Genomic DNA, 14478 nt, shown 5'->3' with positions numbered 1-14478 from the left:
CCGCCCGCAACTATTTTAAGGCTCCTGTTAAGAGGCTTTATGATTAATTACCTCTCCGATCTTCTTCGAAATAAGCGGTTTGAGCGAAATGTCATCTCAAATCTAAACTTCCTCGAAAGTCGTATCCAAAACCTCAATGAGCGAATCCGAGTGCTTGAAAGCACCGTAGTGTCACAAGCCAACACGATCACCTCTCTCACGAAGAGCAGTGATTCGACGCCGCGCCCCGACCCGTTCCCTGATAAAAACTTTGCCCATGGAAAATTACCAAAGAAAAAGACTACAGCCGCTGGCGCTTCTGGTTATCGGGCTGACTCTGTCACCTCTCGGCATCGCGCCAGTTACGCAGATGATGCAGCCGGCGCTCAGCAATTCACGGAAAACAGAAGCCAAGTCCACGAGGACAGCGCATCTGTCTCCAGACATCACGGCTCATCCCACCACCACCACCACCACGACTCCAGTTCCTGCTACAGCAGCCACGGGGACGTTGGAGGGTATGACTCTGGATGCTCCGATTCGTCGTCCGGGTCTTTTGACTGAGTCATTAGCCTGATATTTAAACCTAAAAACAAATTGTTTAACAGCATAAGAAAACAAAGGAAATCACATGTTTGGTATGTTTAAAAAGAAAGTCCGCAAAGCAGCCGTTGAAGTTAAGAAAATGGAGAACCGCGATGCTGTAGAAGCAACCGTATGGGGCGCTTATGCGATTGCTTATGCCGACGGCACCTGTGACGCAAAAGAAATCAGCGTTCTGGAAAAAACCATCTCCGCTCTGCCCTCTTTCTCCCCGTTTGCTGGCGAGATTGCCCAGATGAGCGCCAATATTCGCTCTCGCTACGAAGCATCCCCTCGCTCCGCAAACGCTGAAGCCATGCGCCAGCTGGCCGACGTTGCCGGTACAACCGATGCGGTCGACGTTTTATGTCTGTGCCTGGATATCGCTGATAACGACGGCATCGATGAGAAAGAAGAGGTGATGCTGAAGAAGATCGCTCAGGCGTTGCAGTTGTCGCTGGATCAGTATCTGTGATGGCTCGCGTCAGCATTGCGCTGGCGCTGCTGGTTTTGTCTGTGCTGGTGGATTTCACCAGCCGGATTCTGTCAGTGGCCGCGGACGGTGTTTTGGTCATAACAGGCATAACTCTATTACTGCCTGCTCTGATTAAAGGCGCCAAAACAAAGTAAGGAGCTTCGGCTCCTTTTTGCTGAAGAGAACGAATGAAAGAATTAATTATCAAAACTTCTACGCCATCTATGACGAGTGTCGAGATCGCCGCGCTGGTGGGCAGTCGTCACGACAGTGTGAAAAGAACCATCGAGCGACTGGTTAAATCAGGCGTAATCACTTCTCCACCATTGGTGGAAAAGCCCACGGCAGGCCGTCCGGTGGCGGTTTATGTGTTTTCTGGTGAAGAAGGAAAGCGTGACACCTATGTCGTCGTTGCGCAGCTAAGCCCAGAGTTTACTGGTCTACTCGTTGACCGCTGGCAGGAGCTGGAAAACGCTGCAAAAGAGCCGTCACTCCCGCGTACCTACAAAGAGGCGCTACTCCATCTGGTGGCCCAGGTAGAAGAGAACGAACGTCTGACTGAACAGAATGAAGCGCTGGATGAAGCGCTGAGCATCGCTCGCCCTAAAGCTATTCTCATGGATCGCTTAGCCGGAACGTCAGAGCAACTTTATGGTATCAACGAAGCTGGTCGCATTCTGGGTACGTCAGGGGCTGTTATGGCTTCCTGTATGGATATGGTTGGCAATGTCTTTGCTAAAAGAAAATACTCCACCACCCCGCGCCAGTTTGTGAAGCAATTCATTGATCGCGAATACGGCCGCAACGTAACCAGCACCGGCGGCGGTCACATCCAGGCGAAGTTTACGTTTAAGGGGCTTTGCTATGTCGCTCTCCACCTCGTAAAACGCGGGATCATCACCGTAGACACCATTCCGTATCGTCCATGCCGCGATAGCGTCGAAGCTGCCATGGCAATGAAAAAGTCAGCAGCCTGATTAAACATGGACTGGCGCCTTTCGAGTCAGTTCATAATTAACAGCATCAGAAAACAAATTGTTATCAAAACAAAAAGGAAAACACATGTGCATTCGCTGTGAAGTACGTAAAGCTAAAAAAGAACAAGTCCTGAGCCGTGCCAACGAAATTGCTGAGCTGGCCGTCTTATCAACTGGAGAAATCAACACCATCCATGATGCGCTGCGGGTGACTACTCATCTTGAAGAGTTGGGCCGTGACGGACTGCTTGAGCCGGCTAACTTGTTCCTGCTGATCGCCCACTTTGCCAACCACACCAAAGCGCTGGAGGCGGACAACAAGCGACTTCATGAGACTCTGAATTATATGACGATGAGCGAAAAAGCTGCGCCGACGGAAGGTAATAAAATGTCGAATGAAGAGGCGTTGCGTATCGTCGAAACCATCGTAAACACCTTTGAGCTTGCCCAGACGCGAGCAATGGACGGCGCTAATGCCCAGATCCGCGAACTGAAGAATCGCTTTGGCATTAATAAGTAAAAACAAGGCGCAGCGGGAAAACTGCGCCTTTTCTGGAGCATTCTATGAAAATACCGATCATTCTTTTAGCCGTTGCGTTGGCCGGCTGTAGCGCTCGACCTGTTAACACAATCAAGTTCCCGGATCGCGCGTATCAATACGGTGTCTATGGCACTGTTCATGTGCAATACGACGTCAACAAAGACGGCCGCATAGAAAATATCGTGGTCAACGGCGACGACGACGGCTTTTTTACAAAGCAGATCGTCAAAGACATGAAGCATTGGCGGCTTGAGAAAGGCCATCCGATGAAAGCCCAGAAGCTTACCGTAGCTTTCGAAAGAGATCGTGTTCGAGCTAAAGGTGGATTCCTTGAAAATTAAACTCCCCGGTCGTCACGGCGGCTGGCTATTAGTGGCGGAGACCCGAAAATGATTAATGGAAATGTAATTCGTCAGGCAAATGACGGCGGCAATACCTGGATAGATTGTTCAGAAGAAGCCTTCAAACGAGCGAAAGAAAACGGTACGCCGGTGCGAGAAGTTCATTTGAATGACGAATCCTTCCGTGCGGCATTTGATGTCTGGCAGGATAAGACGGATTGGGTTCAGAAAGACCGGCGTTTTGATGTGTTGAAGCCTTGGGGGTGGCATCGCGCCGATGTGCTGAAGGCATTTATTGAGCATCTGGAAGAAAGTAACGCTCAGGTCATCCAGTCACGCGACCACTACAAGCGCATGGCCGAGGAAGCGCTGAAATGCGCAGCAGGTTGCCAGGTGGAAGTGGTTTCTGCGCCAGGTGGAGAGCGAGTGATTAAAGAGCCTATGGCGAAACTACCGCCTCACATTTATCGTGAGCTGGTTTCTGAACTGACGCAGACCGCAAAGAAGCACTGCGGAACCGGCTCAATGAGAGAGGCACTGAGTTACGTGCTTTCTCGCTACGTAGAACCGGATCACTCGAAGAAATGAATAAGGGGCAAAAGCCCCTTTTTGTTAATACCCCTGGAAGTAGGCATAGGGGATTTTTAACCCCCCTCTTCCGCCAAATGATTGTGAGAAGTTTTTTTGATATTTTGACGTATACTTCACCTGGATTTCAGAGCCAGTCCATTTAATGAGAAGACCAGAATAACCTGTCGATTCACCATCGTCAGAAATATTGCCAGGCACCATGTTCATCAAAATCCACGGATTGAAGCCCGGAGAGAAAGACACTATCTGACTATCGACCGGCGAGTTTGCTGGTAGATCGATAAAGCCCCTGACGCGAGGCACACGACTGGCGCTTTTTGCACTCCATATCAGATCGCCGTTACCATTCATCACATCAAGATATCCGCTCTCAACGCCAAGGTTTCGAGTTGTCCTGATGATTTGCCCGCTTCCGTTCTGAAAGCTAAAGGCGCCAGGCATGGCGAAGGCACCGGCATTTAAACGAAACCAGTATAGGTAGCCTGGTACTGGCGTGTCTGCTGGTTTTAGAAAACCAAATGGGTATGACCCCCCGAACGGGTTGTCGATTTTGTAGTACCCGTTATCTGTCAGACCGTCGATGTTTCTAATGTCAGAAAAGAGCGTTGTCTTGTTGTCTGAGTCTATTTGCAGCGCACCTGCGTCGTTATAGACCTCAAATCCGTAACTCATATCTTATCCCTAAGCATATCGATATACTTCTACTGTGAAAGTCTGGGACGTGCCGTATCCAGACAGCGTAAATAAGGTAAATGCATTGTCGCTTACTGCGCAAAAAGCCTCGTTAAAGGTACTTCCGTAAGAACCGGCAACAATCACAGCGTAGGCATTGCCGGCGTTGATACCCGAAACGCCTTGAGTAACTGAATTGCCACCGCCTGTTCCCACATTGTAAGTCCCTATGTACCTGCAGTTATAATCACTGGTATCGACAACAAGGTTCCCATTTTCGTCCCAGCATTGAAGCCCGAATCCCATAGCTAAATCCTTTGCAATGACCCGGTTTCAGTTCCTAAATTTTACAACCTAATAAAATAACCAAACAACTTGTTTTCTGCCTTTTCGTACATGTGATAATAAGTGCAATAAGAAAACAATTGGGACAAGACATGATTTTCAGACAGCGTCACTATCTCTTTATCCGCGAGCACTACAAACACGACCGCTTCGAGGGGCGCAACGATGCCACTTGGGGGCGCGACTACTCTTATCGCGTGGCCCAGAGCGGTCTGGACTCACTAGCGAAGTATGGCTACAGCCTCATCTCGCAGCATGAATCGAAAACTGGCGAAGCGGTGTATTATGATCGCAACCTGAATATCCTGACCGGCGACCAGATTAAGGCCGCTCTCAGAGGGGAGTTAGCATGAGCTGGGTTTATTGTTCAAATTGTGGGGAAGGCATTGACGCGCCCACGCCATTGGAGGTGCTGGAGAATAGTTACCAGTGCCCTCATTGTGGGCATCTTGAAGACCCACAGATGACGATCGTCGATGTGGTGATCGGCTTGCTGGGGCGTATTGAGATTTTGGAAGCCAAGGTTGAAGGTGGTTCGAAATGAATATTGTTGAAAAGGCTCAAATATTCGCGGCCGGCGCCCATGCTGGCGTAGGTCAAAAGCGGAAGTATACCGGCGAGGACTACATTCACCACCCGGTTGCGGTTGCGGAGATTGTGCGGAAGCACGGCGGCACTGATGAAATGGTTGCGGCGGCGATGCTGCATGACACCATTGAAGATACTCAGGTGACGTTCGGCCACATCTTCAGTCTGTTTGGGGACCGCGTCGCCGAGATGGTCGATGCTCTGAGCAATAAAGCCAAGAAAGAAGACGGCAATCGTGAGACGCGCTTCTTCATTAACGTGAAAGCCCTGCGTGAGCGTCTGGACATGCAGAGCCGCGTCATTAAGTTGGCTGACCTGATCCACAACACTCAGTCTATAACCCGGTACGACAAGAAATTTGCAGCGCAGTACCTTGCTGAAAAGGCTTTTATGCTGCGTGTGCTGTTCACCGACGCTGAGATTGGTGTGTCGGGCGAAGAGATAGAGTCCAGAACCGGCGACCACCCTCTTTTGATTGAAGCGGAGAAGATGGTTGCCACGGCGCTTTCTCAGCTTCCCGACGAGCTATTCCTCAAATCAGATCGAATTAATGCCGAACTGATGGAGAGATGGGAGAAGACAGAAGCCTGATACTATCAGCCGAAGACCGCCGTCGCGGTCTTTTTCTTAATGCCTTAAACAATTTGTTTTTTGCCTTGTCTGGTGTGAAATAATATCAACAATAAGAAAACAAATTGTTTAGGAGTTAACTATGTCGACCGCCATTTCAATCATCAACAACACAGCTGGCGCCGTGGATTTCCGCAAGGAAATGAACGTCATTCATGACATCGTGGAGGAGTGCGAAAGCGAGATCGCCTTGATGAATCAGGTGCATGATTTCGTTTACTCCGGCTCGCGCGTGTCGATGATCAACCGCCTGCAGGAATTGAGCCGCAGACCGAACGATGAGAATCTCCGCAGCGTGCCGAAGTTGAGCGCAGTTGATTTGGATTTCGTAAAGCAAAACATCTGGGCGGAATACTGGCGCAAGGTTACTGATATGACCGGTGCTCTTCTCATCATGCCAGCTGAGCGCCGCGACCAGTGGCGTGCCCAGTTCACGCTAGGCGTCCAGAAGACCGTTAAAAAAGATTTTGGCGGATTTGAGCGCCGCGTTGACGAGTTCGTTGGCGTGCCAGAGTTCACGGCCGAAACAGTTATCCCGACGATGACCTCGCTACTGAATGACCGTCATAAGTATCTGGCTGAGCGCGTATATGGCTTGTTCAAGGCACTGAGTCCTACGCACAAAACCAACAAAACATACGGCTTCAGTGAAAAGCTGATCATCGCGAACTGCATTACCGATTTCTGGAACCGGAGCGTCTCGGTTAATTACCACAAGTCGGACATCATCGACGACCTGCGCGTACTACTGCACTTCTTTGCGCACAAAGAGTTTATCACCATCAATCCCTGCGCCGAGGCATTGTCAGCCGCATACAGAACGCATAACTGTGAAACCGGTGAATGGATGAACATCGACGGTAACTTACTGCGCGTGAAGATTTTCAAAAACGGTAACGCCCATTTTGAGATCCACCCCGACGTCGCCTGGAAGCTTAACGAGGTACTGGCACACAGTATGCCTGCAGCTATCCCGGCACCATGTCGAAAGGCACCAACAACAAAGGCGCCAAAAGAGTTCGGTTACATCCAGAAGACCGTATCTGAAAGAACCAGAGGTGTTATTCGCGATCGCCGCCATAGTAAAGACAATACGTGGTACTTCCCGGACTCGTCACTGCAAAAGGCTCAAATAGAAGACCTTGAGCGCACGCTGAGATTTATCGGTGGCGTGAAGGAGCGAGGCAGTTGGCTGTTCCCGTATGAGCCAACCGCAACATTCGACAGCATCGTGTCCATGGGCCTCATTCCAGAGGTTAAGTCACACCAGTTCTACCCAACACCGGCATCCATTGCTCAGTACGTCGCGCAGATCCTGAAATGCACGCCAACTGACCGAGTGCTGGAACCATCCGCGGGTCGTGGTGATTTGCTGGCATTCCTCAATGCGACGCCGGAGAACGTAACCTGCGTGGAAATATCGCCACTGTTTTGTGACATCCTGTCTGCAAAGGGGTACGACGTTCATAACAAAGACTTTATCGACTGGTCGAAGCAGCTGCCTTATGACTACGACAAGATCGCAATCAACCCACCGTATTCAGAAGGTCGAGCAAAAGAGCACACGCTCACGGCACTAAATCATCTCAGCGAAGATGGGATGATGGCGGCAGTCCTGCCAGCCGGGTACAAGCCGGAAGAATGGATAGGCAATCAGTTCGTTTGTGCTAAATCAGGCCGAGAGTTCTCAGGTGAGTTTGAGGACACCGGCATCACAGTCGCAGTATTCGTTTTCAAAAGAGCATAGAGGCGCAGATGATTGAGTTAACGCTGAAGGAGTACAACGCCATCCACACAGACTATCGGGGCGTATGGTCAACGGAGCGAACCGACTGGCCCGATTGGGATAAAGTCAGAAATCAGTATATGGGCAAGCGAACGCTCATGCGGGCCGGTGGTTTACTGATTGAAGATCTTCACTTTCGTATTGTTTAGAATGAAACGGCTTGTAAAAAATCCACTAATCAGAGACTGAAATGAAAATAAAAAATTTTGGCATCGTTGCAATACTTTTTCTGGCTTCAGGTTGTAATGATGTTGCCGTTAAACCATATGAGATGGTGCTCAACAAAACACCATCTCAGGTGGATATGGCAGGTTATACGATGGTTGATCAGGACGGGAAGACAACGGACAAACCAATCAAAGCCAAGGATCGGTTTTCTCAGTATCTATACGCACCATCAGAATACGTAGGCAAAGCCCTCAAGGAAGAGAAAGACGCAGATTTAGTCATCTTTGGCACATTAGACGGGAAAATTGCGTTCTCCATCGTCAATGTGAGTGTGAATGAGATGAAGACGGTGCAGGATGTGCTGAAGAGTAAATATGGCCCAGCGCTGGCGACTCGCGCTGGCGTGAGAGATCAAGCCGCTTTCGAGTCAAGTCCAGGCTTCTGCAAAGCGTACAATCCAGAAGCAGGGTTAGAACAGAACCACTGCCCTATGGACTATTACGAAATTTACGGCAATGTAGATGAGGCATATTTGCTGGTTAAGACTAAGAGCATCTACGCTAACGGCCCTGAGAAGTTGATAGTGGTAGGAATAACCAGAGACGCAAAAAACTACGAGGACAGCATTAAGTAATCACCTTAAACAATTTGTTTTCTACCTTTTCTGGTTTGTGATAATAACGCCAACCAGAAAAGGAGAACCCAACATGACCCCTTCCAACACATACCTGACAGTCAGCTTGACCCACCCAGAAAAAGTAACCTCAGAGAACCTCGCTGAACTTTACCGCGACTGGATGAACAACTACCTTTCCGTCTCCGCGTTCGCAGAGGATTACGGTATCACAGTGCCACAGGCGGAGATGACCATCGCAAAAGGGCGCATGGTTCACGAAGCAGCCGCCGAGTGGTTGAAAGAGTTCAACAAAGCCTAAAACAACTTGTTTTCTGCCTATAGCAAGTTGAGATAATAAAACCATTAAGAAAACAACAAAGAGAAAACACATGAGCCTGAATATTACTGAATCATACAAAGTCGCCGTTATCAGCACCGCCCACGTTACTCAAGCGGACTCCGAGATACTGCCTCAAATCAGTTTTGACCCACTGACAGATCGCGGTCTGAATTGGGTACACGGCACAGAGTACGGGTGGATTGTTCGTGCCGGTCTTCATGCTGGGACATGGAAGGAGTCTTTACGTGAAGCGGGGATCAGCTGGTCGGCGATCGAGAACATCGAGAAAGTCTTGGGCGCTGGTTTTGAGGTCGTGCATTTTGACTGCGACGCAGATACGATTGACGGCTTGCAAGTTTGGGATTGGTAACTATGCCTGAAGATGTAGTGAATGACTGTCTGGTCGAACTGGACAGGGAGATTACCCCGGAGATCATCGCCAAGATTGTACAGATGCTGCCGTCCGACATAACCCACCTCGCTGAAGAGTGGGGGTGGAACGACACTGAGGTTGGGGATAAGGTTTACACGTTCATCAAGTCGCACTAATGGAGATAGTAATGAAGAAAGTAGGCATTCTCGTTTTAGCACTTATGGCAAGTTTCGGTGCTTCAGCTAAACCTCTTACGGAAGCCGGTTTGAAAAAACATGCTGAGAACGTTTGTGGAATGAGAGATACATTGGATCTAAAAGTACCTTTCGATAACAAAGCTCCAACTGAGCCATTGAACACTGTAAACCGTGGTGTTGTTCATGCTGCCAGAGATGCTGCTCAAGTAAACAAAAAGGTCATTAACGGGAGTCTTTCTGACTGCCAGGACATCGTTGCAAAGCAATACAGTTCTGACGAGAAAAAATACGCCGCTGATTGACCTTTCACTGACGTAAACAGTCAACCTCTTGCAGTTTCTATAAGGAGAGGTTGATCATCACTTTCCCACCTAATCAACCACTCACCAACCCGCCACACCGCTATAAACAAGGCAATAACACGCATAAGAAAACAACTTGTTTGCAGATCAACGTAACGTCAAACCAAAACTACTTTTTTCCCTCATTTTTTGACATTTCGCCATCATTACTCTTACACCGCCAGAATCCCCACCAGAACGCACAGGTTTCTATTAAACAGGAAAAGTCACACCAACACCCAATCACAAAACAGTATCGCTTAAAACGCGTTTGAGAGCGTTTGAGAGGATAAGCCAATCAGCTCGAAAATCGAGAGAAGAACCACCAACAACACATTCAGGCAAAACCTTCCATCATAACCGAAAGAGCGGAACCGGCATACCACCAACCAAAGGAAGCGAGGCTCAAAAATTCCCAAGAACACCACTCGACTTATCACAGGCATTGGGACGCCCGCCAAACCCCAACAGGCACGAAAACACCATCCAGCTTTCCCCAGGCACACGAGAGAAACGATGAAGAGATAATCCCATACCTGCCATCTCTCGATAGCAGAGCAACCTCAAATCCCCGGAATTGCGGAAAGCAGACAGGACAAGGCTTAAAGCTACATTCACCCAGATAACAACTTGTTTAAGCGCACAAGAAAACAAACAGTCGGCTACCTGCCATCTCCCAGAACAAAACGACGAAACAATCACTTCGCCTATATGCCATCACCCAAGGTAGAACGAATCCCGGATAAGAGAACAACCCAGAAGAAAACCACCAGGAAAGAACAGCCACATCACAGGAAGCGATAGAAGGAAATCCCGTAGAGAAGAACACTCCCGGATACACACTCACCATAGGAACGATAGAGAAGGTCAGAAGAAATTTGGGAAGATACCCAGAACAGTTTGGGAACAGGAAAGGGACAGTTTGGGAAGGTAGCGTTAAGAGAGTTCTGGGGTATTGGGATTAAGGCGTTATAGGGGGAAGAGGTTTGGGCGTTTAGGCGTTTGTGTAAGTAGGGTCAGGAAAAAGGTCGCGCTTCCGTTTTCGTAGAAATTCAAGCTGTAATTTCCCAGCCCTGCAAAAACGTTGGCGCCGCGCAAACTCCCTACGGTGCGAAACGTTGCTCGGTTGCCTTTGGCCGCGGTAAAACGGGAAACGGCCAGGTACAGCCTTCGGTCGGGAAACGGGAACGGCTGTATACCGAAACGGTTCGGGGAACGGGGAGGTTGCCGTATAGACGAGGCTGCTTGATGAAAGGTCAACCGAGCGGTCGCGGGAGTTGGGCGGCTGGTGGCATGAGGCGACCCAGGCATAGGTCCGTATAAATACGGCCATACCACCAGCCAGATTCATTCTGTCAGGAAAACGACGGGCGTCAATAACTTCCGTCCGGCCATTTTATCGTGCTTCCCTTTCTAATGTGCTTTTTCACCTGTGTGTTATTGCGATAATAACCAGCATAAGAAAACAACGGAGTAAAGCACATGTACAAGCATTTAAATATCAGCATCACACTTCAAGGCGTGGACACTGATGAGATTTCTTTGGATGACGTTATTCGCTCTGAGGATGTAGCGGGGCGCATTGGTTCACTGATTGGCGAAGGATATCGCGAAGGCTCGTTTGACTTCTCCATCTCTGACGAACCACTGTCAGTGGCCTGGAATTGCACCACGACGGAGACGCCGGAATGAGTTTGGAAATTAAACCCCTGCTGGAGCCAACGAAGGCTGTGATGGGCGCCTGTAACGATTTGCGGTTCGTGTTTCCGTACACCGGCAATCTGACGGCTGATAAGAAGACGGAGATGGCCCGTAAACTCTGTAGCTGGTGGAATAGTGACGCCGGGTGGGAAGCGCTGAAAAAGAACGGCCGCTTTCGAACGGACATTCGCCTTGATATGGCTAATAGCCTGCCTTTCTTCGATCGCTTCTGTGGCCGGTACAAATCTGTTGAGGCGAAGATTATGGTCATGACGACCGGCGAAGAGATGGTGAGCTATACCGGCGACAACTGCGGCGGAAGCAATCACCTGCATAACTTTGTGATTATCAGGTAAGACATGCCACCAGCTACGGTGGCTTTTGCGCGATAACTCCCTGCGGCGGTTTTCTTTGTTTTCCCACCTTGTTTGTTTTCTTAACGCCTTAAACAAGTTGTTTTCTGCCTGATTCGCGATGCGATAATACATCTATCGAAACAATCAACGGACTAAACAAATGACAACACGATTTCACTACTTCACTACTCGCAACGCCGCTAAAACTTCATTCACTGCGATCATCACTGAACCAGTAGAAGGGCAGAATGAGTTTTACATCGCGCCAGATCTGTCAAACGTGCTGGCGATGGTTAACACGTATGGCGATGGTGACTTTGGCACTGTTCACGTACACAACGCGGAGAAGCTTTCCCTGGTGGACTTCAACACCAGTTATGAATATTTAGCCAAAGACGCTGTGAGAATGTCGAAGGAGTACGACAATGGCGCCTCTGGTGACTTCGCTCATAAGATGGCGGACAACGCCCGCCTGGTAGAAGAGGAAGACGTAACGTTCTACATGGAATTAGACCCAGCCTGATAAGAGAGATAGCGGAGCAATCCGTTATCTTTCAGCCCACCAGCCCTGCGGCGAATTACCACACTTAGTCGCCTCCGTTGTTTTCTTAACGCCTTAAACAAGTTGTTTTCGCCCTCATCAGCGCTGCTATTATTCTTCTCAACGAAACACGAAGCGAGATTTACACCATGAATAACACTGAACGCCTGTTATCTTCTTACTACGCAACGCAGCGCAACGACTTCAAAGAGAGACGCAAGACGAACCTGTCCAGCACCACTCTTCTGGATATCGTGGCAAACGGAACTGCGATCCGCGTGTTTAAAGAGAGCGCCGCCAGTTTTGATAACGGGGTATCTCGTCGCGTTGTCGTTAGTGTGCGCCGCAGTAAACTGAAGTCGGGTTGGACTGCTGTGCAGAAGATTTTCCCTATTTCGCAGCTTGAGACAGCCATCTTGTATGCAAACAAAATGGCTCAGAAAGAGATTTCAAGAGAGTCCCTTGCTGCTATCGCATAATCATGTGCTTAGTAGTCGCAGAATTGTCTACAGCCCCTTCTTCCTTTTGGGGCTTTTTTGCGTTTGTATTGTAAGTGTTTACTTACCGGTATATATTTACCTTGCTCAACAACATGGAGGTAGCAATGAGCCTTAAACGTACCGATTTGGTATACGACCTGTTTTACGCATCTAACACTGACCCGATGACCGCGGATCGCATCGCAACGCTGACCATTCAGCTGCGCGACGAAGCCGGCGTAACTCAACTATCAACCCAACTGTCTCGCACCGTTCTGCGCTCCAATAAGCAGAAAGTCTATGCCGTAGGGCAGCAGATGATTAACGACGGCGGCGACCCGCTGCTGGTGGCCGCAGAAGCATTCTTCCGCAAAGACACCGCAACACTGACCGAAGGGCTGATTTCCGAGGTACTGGACTTCATCGAAGGGAATCTTGCCGCCGGCAGTACCTGGATGGGTGTTTACGGTATGAAGATTTACTCCGGCGAAGCACTGACCGAGCTGCTGCCCGTAGACGTTCTGAAAGCCGACGGGACCGATTCAGCGACAACCGGTGCAACCACCGCCTAACGGCTATAACGCCTGTCAAAGCCACGCTAAGCCGTGGCTTTTTTCTTTGATACCCTTCGAACACCACCAGGCTACCGCACGGCTAAAACACCACTCAATTACCCTTCGGCTGCAGCCAGGCTACAGGCAAGTCGCCGTCATTGTTTTCTTAATGCCTTAAACAACTTGTTTATTGCCTCAGTACCACTGCGATAATGCTTTCCATCAAAACAAAAACACAAAGGAAAGCACATGAACCAGTTACTGACCGTTAATACTCGCTTTGGCACATCCACCGCGCTGTTCAACACTATCCATAAGCGCTTAATAACTGTTATGCACGGCGATAAGGATGTAACCACCAGCCTGCAGGAATGGGAAAGAAATTCACTACAGCAAGATCTGGCGAATGGCTTCGGCTACACGCAAACCTTTAAAGCCGCTCGCGTCGTCTCCACCGGGTTCGGCACATTCATCTTCCCATTGCGCGGGAGAGACTGCGAAAGCCGCCGCTTCGAAATGGCTGTGCAGATCGCAGGATGGATGGCCGAAACGCGACCGCATCAGGATAGCGATTATCAGACAAGCGCCGCCGTTCGTGCTGTTGAAAACAGCGAAAGGTACACTAACGTCGTCTACAAAGCCGGTCACGACCAATTCAGTATCGTCATAAACGGCAACACGCTGGGGAAAACACGCCTCAAATCCGACATTATCGTTCTGGAAGGTAAGTAAAGCGGAAAGAGATGGGGGAGCGACGCTCTCCCTCTTGTCGTTTAAGTAGCGCCGCAGGGAAACGGCAAAAAGGTCGTTAAGGTGAATTTCGGGAAACGGCCAAAAAACCTTTTAAGGTGAATTTCGGGAAACGGCTGGGTTTTCATATACAGCGGCGGAAACGTGTAACGGTGTCCCTGTGGACTACCCAGAAGGCCACGCCCAAGGCGCGTTTTTCAGGGTGGGGGTTAGAATGTGACAAGCCATCTACATGGCTATAACGCTAAATGGCTTCATGGCTGGATAGCCAGATTCAGAAAGCGCCAACGGAAAAATAATACAGAAAGCCACGCGGGATCGGTTAAAACGCCTCGCAAAACATGAAATATCGCTAAAACGAGCTGTAAGCCATTTTAAGCGCTTTTTATTGTTGGTAATACGATTGGCTGTCTATGGTTGGAAAAAGCGCTTAGAATCGCTCTGGCGCGTCCTGTTTTACGTCGTGGGCGATAATGGTTAGCGTATAACGCAAAAAACGCCACTGTGGGCGCTTTTTTTTGGGCTGGAATGGCTGGATCACTGGAAACGAAAAAA

At 49.4% G+C, this 14478-nt stretch carries 25 protein-coding genes; 23 read left to right on the top strand and 2 right to left on the bottom strand.

From position 1 onward, the window contains the following. The 7 genes from HMPREF9538_RS32585 to HMPREF9538_RS32580 form a co-directional block, all read left to right on the top strand. The coding region (locus HMPREF9538_RS32585) for a hypothetical protein (protein ID WP_216087197.1) at window positions 1-543 on the top strand (543 nt) is incomplete at its 5' end. A gap of 67 nt (window positions 544-610) precedes the next feature. Further along, entirely contained in the window at window positions 611-1036 is a 426-nt protein-coding gene (locus HMPREF9538_RS15860) for a tellurite resistance TerB family protein (protein WP_009484850.1), read from the top strand. Next, entirely contained in the window at window positions 1036-1191 is a 156-nt protein-coding gene (locus tag HMPREF9538_RS32215) for a DUF3927 family protein (RefSeq protein WP_009484849.1), read from the top strand. Before HMPREF9538_RS15860 ends, HMPREF9538_RS32215 begins: the two co-directional genes overlap by 1 nt. 33 nt (window positions 1192-1224) lie before the next feature. Beyond that, window positions 1225-2013 carry a Rha family transcriptional regulator gene (locus tag HMPREF9538_RS15870; RefSeq protein ID WP_032410442.1) on the top strand — a complete coding sequence of 263 codons (789 nt, stop codon included), beginning with the start codon at window positions 1225-1227 and terminating at the stop codon, window positions 2011-2013. 85 nt (window positions 2014-2098) lie between these two features. Continuing rightward, entirely contained in the window at window positions 2099-2533 is a 435-nt protein-coding gene (locus HMPREF9538_RS15875; protein WP_009484847.1) for a hypothetical protein, read from the top strand. Between the two features lie 44 nt (window positions 2534-2577). After that, window positions 2578-2895 (top strand): energy transducer TonB, encoded by a 318-nt coding sequence (locus HMPREF9538_RS15880; protein ID WP_009484846.1) that lies wholly within the window; start codon window positions 2578-2580, stop codon window positions 2893-2895. 48 nt (window positions 2896-2943) lie between these two features. Next, complete coding sequence (locus HMPREF9538_RS32580; RefSeq protein WP_009484845.1) at window positions 2944-3483, top strand: hypothetical protein; 540 nt, start codon at window positions 2944-2946, stop codon at window positions 3481-3483. 24 nt (window positions 3484-3507) lie between these two features. Here HMPREF9538_RS32580 and HMPREF9538_RS15890 read toward each other — a convergent pair whose 3' ends face one another. Then, complete coding sequence (locus HMPREF9538_RS15890; protein WP_009484844.1) at window positions 3508-4158, bottom strand: hypothetical protein; 651 nt, start codon at window positions 4156-4158, stop codon at window positions 3508-3510. Between the two features lie 437 nt (window positions 4159-4595). On the opposite strand from HMPREF9538_RS15890, the gene HMPREF9538_RS15895 reads away from it, so the two are divergent. The 16 genes from HMPREF9538_RS15895 to HMPREF9538_RS15955 all read left to right on the top strand — a co-directional run bounded on the left by HMPREF9538_RS15895 (window position 4596) and on the right by HMPREF9538_RS15955 (window position 13905). Beyond that, on the top strand, window positions 4596-4856 hold the full coding sequence (locus tag HMPREF9538_RS15895; RefSeq protein ID WP_009484843.1) for a hypothetical protein: 261 nt from the start codon (window positions 4596-4598) through the stop codon (window positions 4854-4856). After that, on the top strand, window positions 4853-5047 hold the full coding sequence (locus tag HMPREF9538_RS15900) for a hypothetical protein (RefSeq protein WP_009484842.1): 195 nt from the start codon (window positions 4853-4855) through the stop codon (window positions 5045-5047). The genes HMPREF9538_RS15895 and HMPREF9538_RS15900 overlap by 4 nt, the downstream gene beginning before the upstream one ends. Further along, entirely contained in the window at window positions 5044-5682 is a 639-nt protein-coding gene (locus tag HMPREF9538_RS0127495) for an HD domain-containing protein (protein WP_009484841.1), read from the top strand. The genes HMPREF9538_RS15900 and HMPREF9538_RS0127495 overlap by 4 nt, the downstream gene beginning before the upstream one ends. 121 nt (window positions 5683-5803) lie before the next feature. Then, on the top strand, window positions 5804-7468 hold the full coding sequence (locus HMPREF9538_RS15905; RefSeq protein WP_009484840.1) for a DUF4942 domain-containing protein: 1665 nt from the start codon (window positions 5804-5806) through the stop codon (window positions 7466-7468). Window positions 7469-7476: 8 nt separating this feature from the next. Beyond that, window positions 7477-7656 (top strand): hypothetical protein, encoded by a 180-nt coding sequence (locus HMPREF9538_RS15910; protein WP_009484839.1) that lies wholly within the window; start codon window positions 7477-7479, stop codon window positions 7654-7656. Window positions 7657-7697: 41 nt separating this feature from the next. Next, the gene (locus HMPREF9538_RS15915) at window positions 7698-8309 is read left to right on the top strand and encodes a hypothetical protein (protein ID WP_009484838.1); all 612 of its coding nucleotides are present in this window, start codon (window positions 7698-7700) and stop codon (window positions 8307-8309) included. Between the two features lie 73 nt (window positions 8310-8382). Beyond that, entirely contained in the window at window positions 8383-8610 is a 228-nt protein-coding gene (locus HMPREF9538_RS15920) for a hypothetical protein (RefSeq protein ID WP_009484837.1), read from the top strand. A 70-nt stretch (window positions 8611-8680) separates the two neighbouring features. Further along, entirely contained in the window at window positions 8681-9001 is a 321-nt protein-coding gene (locus tag HMPREF9538_RS15925; RefSeq protein ID WP_009484836.1) for a DUF5983 family protein, read from the top strand. After that, window positions 8995-9180, top strand: a complete 186-nt coding sequence (locus tag HMPREF9538_RS31540; RefSeq protein WP_142477260.1) for a hypothetical protein — start codon at window positions 8995-8997, stop codon at window positions 9178-9180. The genes HMPREF9538_RS15925 and HMPREF9538_RS31540 overlap by 7 nt, the downstream gene beginning before the upstream one ends. An 11-nt stretch (window positions 9181-9191) precedes the next feature. Further along, window positions 9192-9503: a hypothetical protein gene (locus HMPREF9538_RS0127490; protein WP_048976453.1), complete on the top strand. Its 312-nt coding sequence runs from the start codon at window positions 9192-9194 to the stop codon at window positions 9501-9503. 1521 nt (window positions 9504-11024) lie between these two features. Continuing rightward, entirely contained in the window at window positions 11025-11234 is a 210-nt protein-coding gene (locus HMPREF9538_RS15930; RefSeq protein ID WP_009484833.1) for a hypothetical protein, read from the top strand. Beyond that, window positions 11231-11599 (top strand): hypothetical protein, encoded by a 369-nt coding sequence (locus HMPREF9538_RS15935; protein WP_009484832.1) that lies wholly within the window; start codon window positions 11231-11233, stop codon window positions 11597-11599. The genes HMPREF9538_RS15930 and HMPREF9538_RS15935 overlap by 4 nt, the downstream gene beginning before the upstream one ends. Before the next feature lie 160 nt (window positions 11600-11759). Next, entirely contained in the window at window positions 11760-12122 is a 363-nt protein-coding gene (locus HMPREF9538_RS15940) for a hypothetical protein (RefSeq protein ID WP_009484831.1), read from the top strand. 167 nt (window positions 12123-12289) lie between these two features. Beyond that, complete coding sequence (locus tag HMPREF9538_RS15945) at window positions 12290-12619, top strand: hypothetical protein (protein ID WP_009484830.1); 330 nt, start codon at window positions 12290-12292, stop codon at window positions 12617-12619. 125 nt (window positions 12620-12744) lie between these two features. After that, a complete protein-coding gene (locus HMPREF9538_RS15950; RefSeq protein ID WP_032410415.1) occupies window positions 12745-13191 on the top strand; it encodes a hypothetical protein in 447 nt (148 codons plus the stop codon). Between the two features lie 231 nt (window positions 13192-13422). Continuing rightward, the gene (locus tag HMPREF9538_RS15955) at window positions 13423-13905 is read left to right on the top strand and encodes a hypothetical protein (RefSeq protein ID WP_009484828.1); all 483 of its coding nucleotides are present in this window, start codon (window positions 13423-13425) and stop codon (window positions 13903-13905) included. Window positions 13906-14297: 392 nt separating this feature from the next. Here the strand turns inward: HMPREF9538_RS15955 and HMPREF9538_RS32575 are convergent. Then, the coding region (locus tag HMPREF9538_RS32575) for a hypothetical protein (RefSeq protein ID WP_216087196.1) at window positions 14298-14478 on the bottom strand (181 nt) is incomplete at its 5' end.

It is taken from the genome of Klebsiella sp. MS 92-3, assembly GCF_000195655.1.
Taxonomy (GTDB): Bacteria; Pseudomonadota; Gammaproteobacteria; order Enterobacterales; family Enterobacteriaceae; genus Klebsiella; species Klebsiella pneumoniae.
The sequence above is the reverse complement of the archived record's forward strand: the minus strand, read 5'-3'. Positions and strand labels throughout refer to the sequence as shown.

Coding starts and splice junctions, on each gene's coding strand:
- HMPREF9538_RS15895 (WP_009484843.1), top strand. CDS start 4,596: ATGATTTTCAGACAGCGTCACTATCTCTTTATCCGCGAGCACTACAAA.
- HMPREF9538_RS15910 (WP_009484839.1), top strand. CDS start 7,477: ATGATTGAGTTAACGCTGAAGGAGTACAACGCCATCCACACAGACTAT.
- HMPREF9538_RS0127490 (WP_048976453.1), top strand. CDS start 9,192: ATGAAGAAAGTAGGCATTCTCGTTTTAGCACTTATGGCAAGTTTCGGT.
- HMPREF9538_RS32580 (WP_009484845.1), top strand. CDS start 2,944: ATGATTAATGGAAATGTAATTCGTCAGGCAAATGACGGCGGCAATACC.
- HMPREF9538_RS32215 (WP_009484849.1), top strand. CDS start 1,036: ATGGCTCGCGTCAGCATTGCGCTGGCGCTGCTGGTTTTGTCTGTGCTG.
- HMPREF9538_RS15900 (WP_009484842.1), top strand. CDS start 4,853: ATGAGCTGGGTTTATTGTTCAAATTGTGGGGAAGGCATTGACGCGCCC.
- HMPREF9538_RS15955 (WP_009484828.1), top strand. CDS start 13,423: ATGAACCAGTTACTGACCGTTAATACTCGCTTTGGCACATCCACCGCG.
- HMPREF9538_RS15930 (WP_009484833.1), top strand. CDS start 11,025: ATGTACAAGCATTTAAATATCAGCATCACACTTCAAGGCGTGGACACT.
- HMPREF9538_RS15935 (WP_009484832.1), top strand. CDS start 11,231: ATGAGTTTGGAAATTAAACCCCTGCTGGAGCCAACGAAGGCTGTGATG.
- HMPREF9538_RS15925 (WP_009484836.1), top strand. CDS start 8,681: ATGAGCCTGAATATTACTGAATCATACAAAGTCGCCGTTATCAGCACC.
- HMPREF9538_RS15860 (WP_009484850.1), top strand. CDS start 611: ATGTTTGGTATGTTTAAAAAGAAAGTCCGCAAAGCAGCCGTTGAAGTT.
- HMPREF9538_RS15880 (WP_009484846.1), top strand. CDS start 2,578: ATGAAAATACCGATCATTCTTTTAGCCGTTGCGTTGGCCGGCTGTAGC.
- HMPREF9538_RS15950 (WP_032410415.1), top strand. CDS start 12,745: ATGAGCCTTAAACGTACCGATTTGGTATACGACCTGTTTTACGCATCT.
- HMPREF9538_RS15875 (WP_009484847.1), top strand. CDS start 2,099: ATGTGCATTCGCTGTGAAGTACGTAAAGCTAAAAAAGAACAAGTCCTG.
- HMPREF9538_RS0127495 (WP_009484841.1), top strand. CDS start 5,044: ATGAATATTGTTGAAAAGGCTCAAATATTCGCGGCCGGCGCCCATGCT.
- HMPREF9538_RS15870 (WP_032410442.1), top strand. CDS start 1,225: ATGAAAGAATTAATTATCAAAACTTCTACGCCATCTATGACGAGTGTC.
- HMPREF9538_RS15905 (WP_009484840.1), top strand. CDS start 5,804: ATGTCGACCGCCATTTCAATCATCAACAACACAGCTGGCGCCGTGGAT.
- HMPREF9538_RS15920 (WP_009484837.1), top strand. CDS start 8,383: ATGACCCCTTCCAACACATACCTGACAGTCAGCTTGACCCACCCAGAA.
- HMPREF9538_RS15890 (WP_009484844.1), bottom strand. CDS start 4,158: ATGAGTTACGGATTTGAGGTCTATAACGACGCAGGTGCGCTGCAAATA.
- HMPREF9538_RS15945 (WP_009484830.1), top strand. CDS start 12,290: ATGAATAACACTGAACGCCTGTTATCTTCTTACTACGCAACGCAGCGC.
- HMPREF9538_RS15915 (WP_009484838.1), top strand. CDS start 7,698: ATGAAAATAAAAAATTTTGGCATCGTTGCAATACTTTTTCTGGCTTCA.
- HMPREF9538_RS15940 (WP_009484831.1), top strand. CDS start 11,760: ATGACAACACGATTTCACTACTTCACTACTCGCAACGCCGCTAAAACT.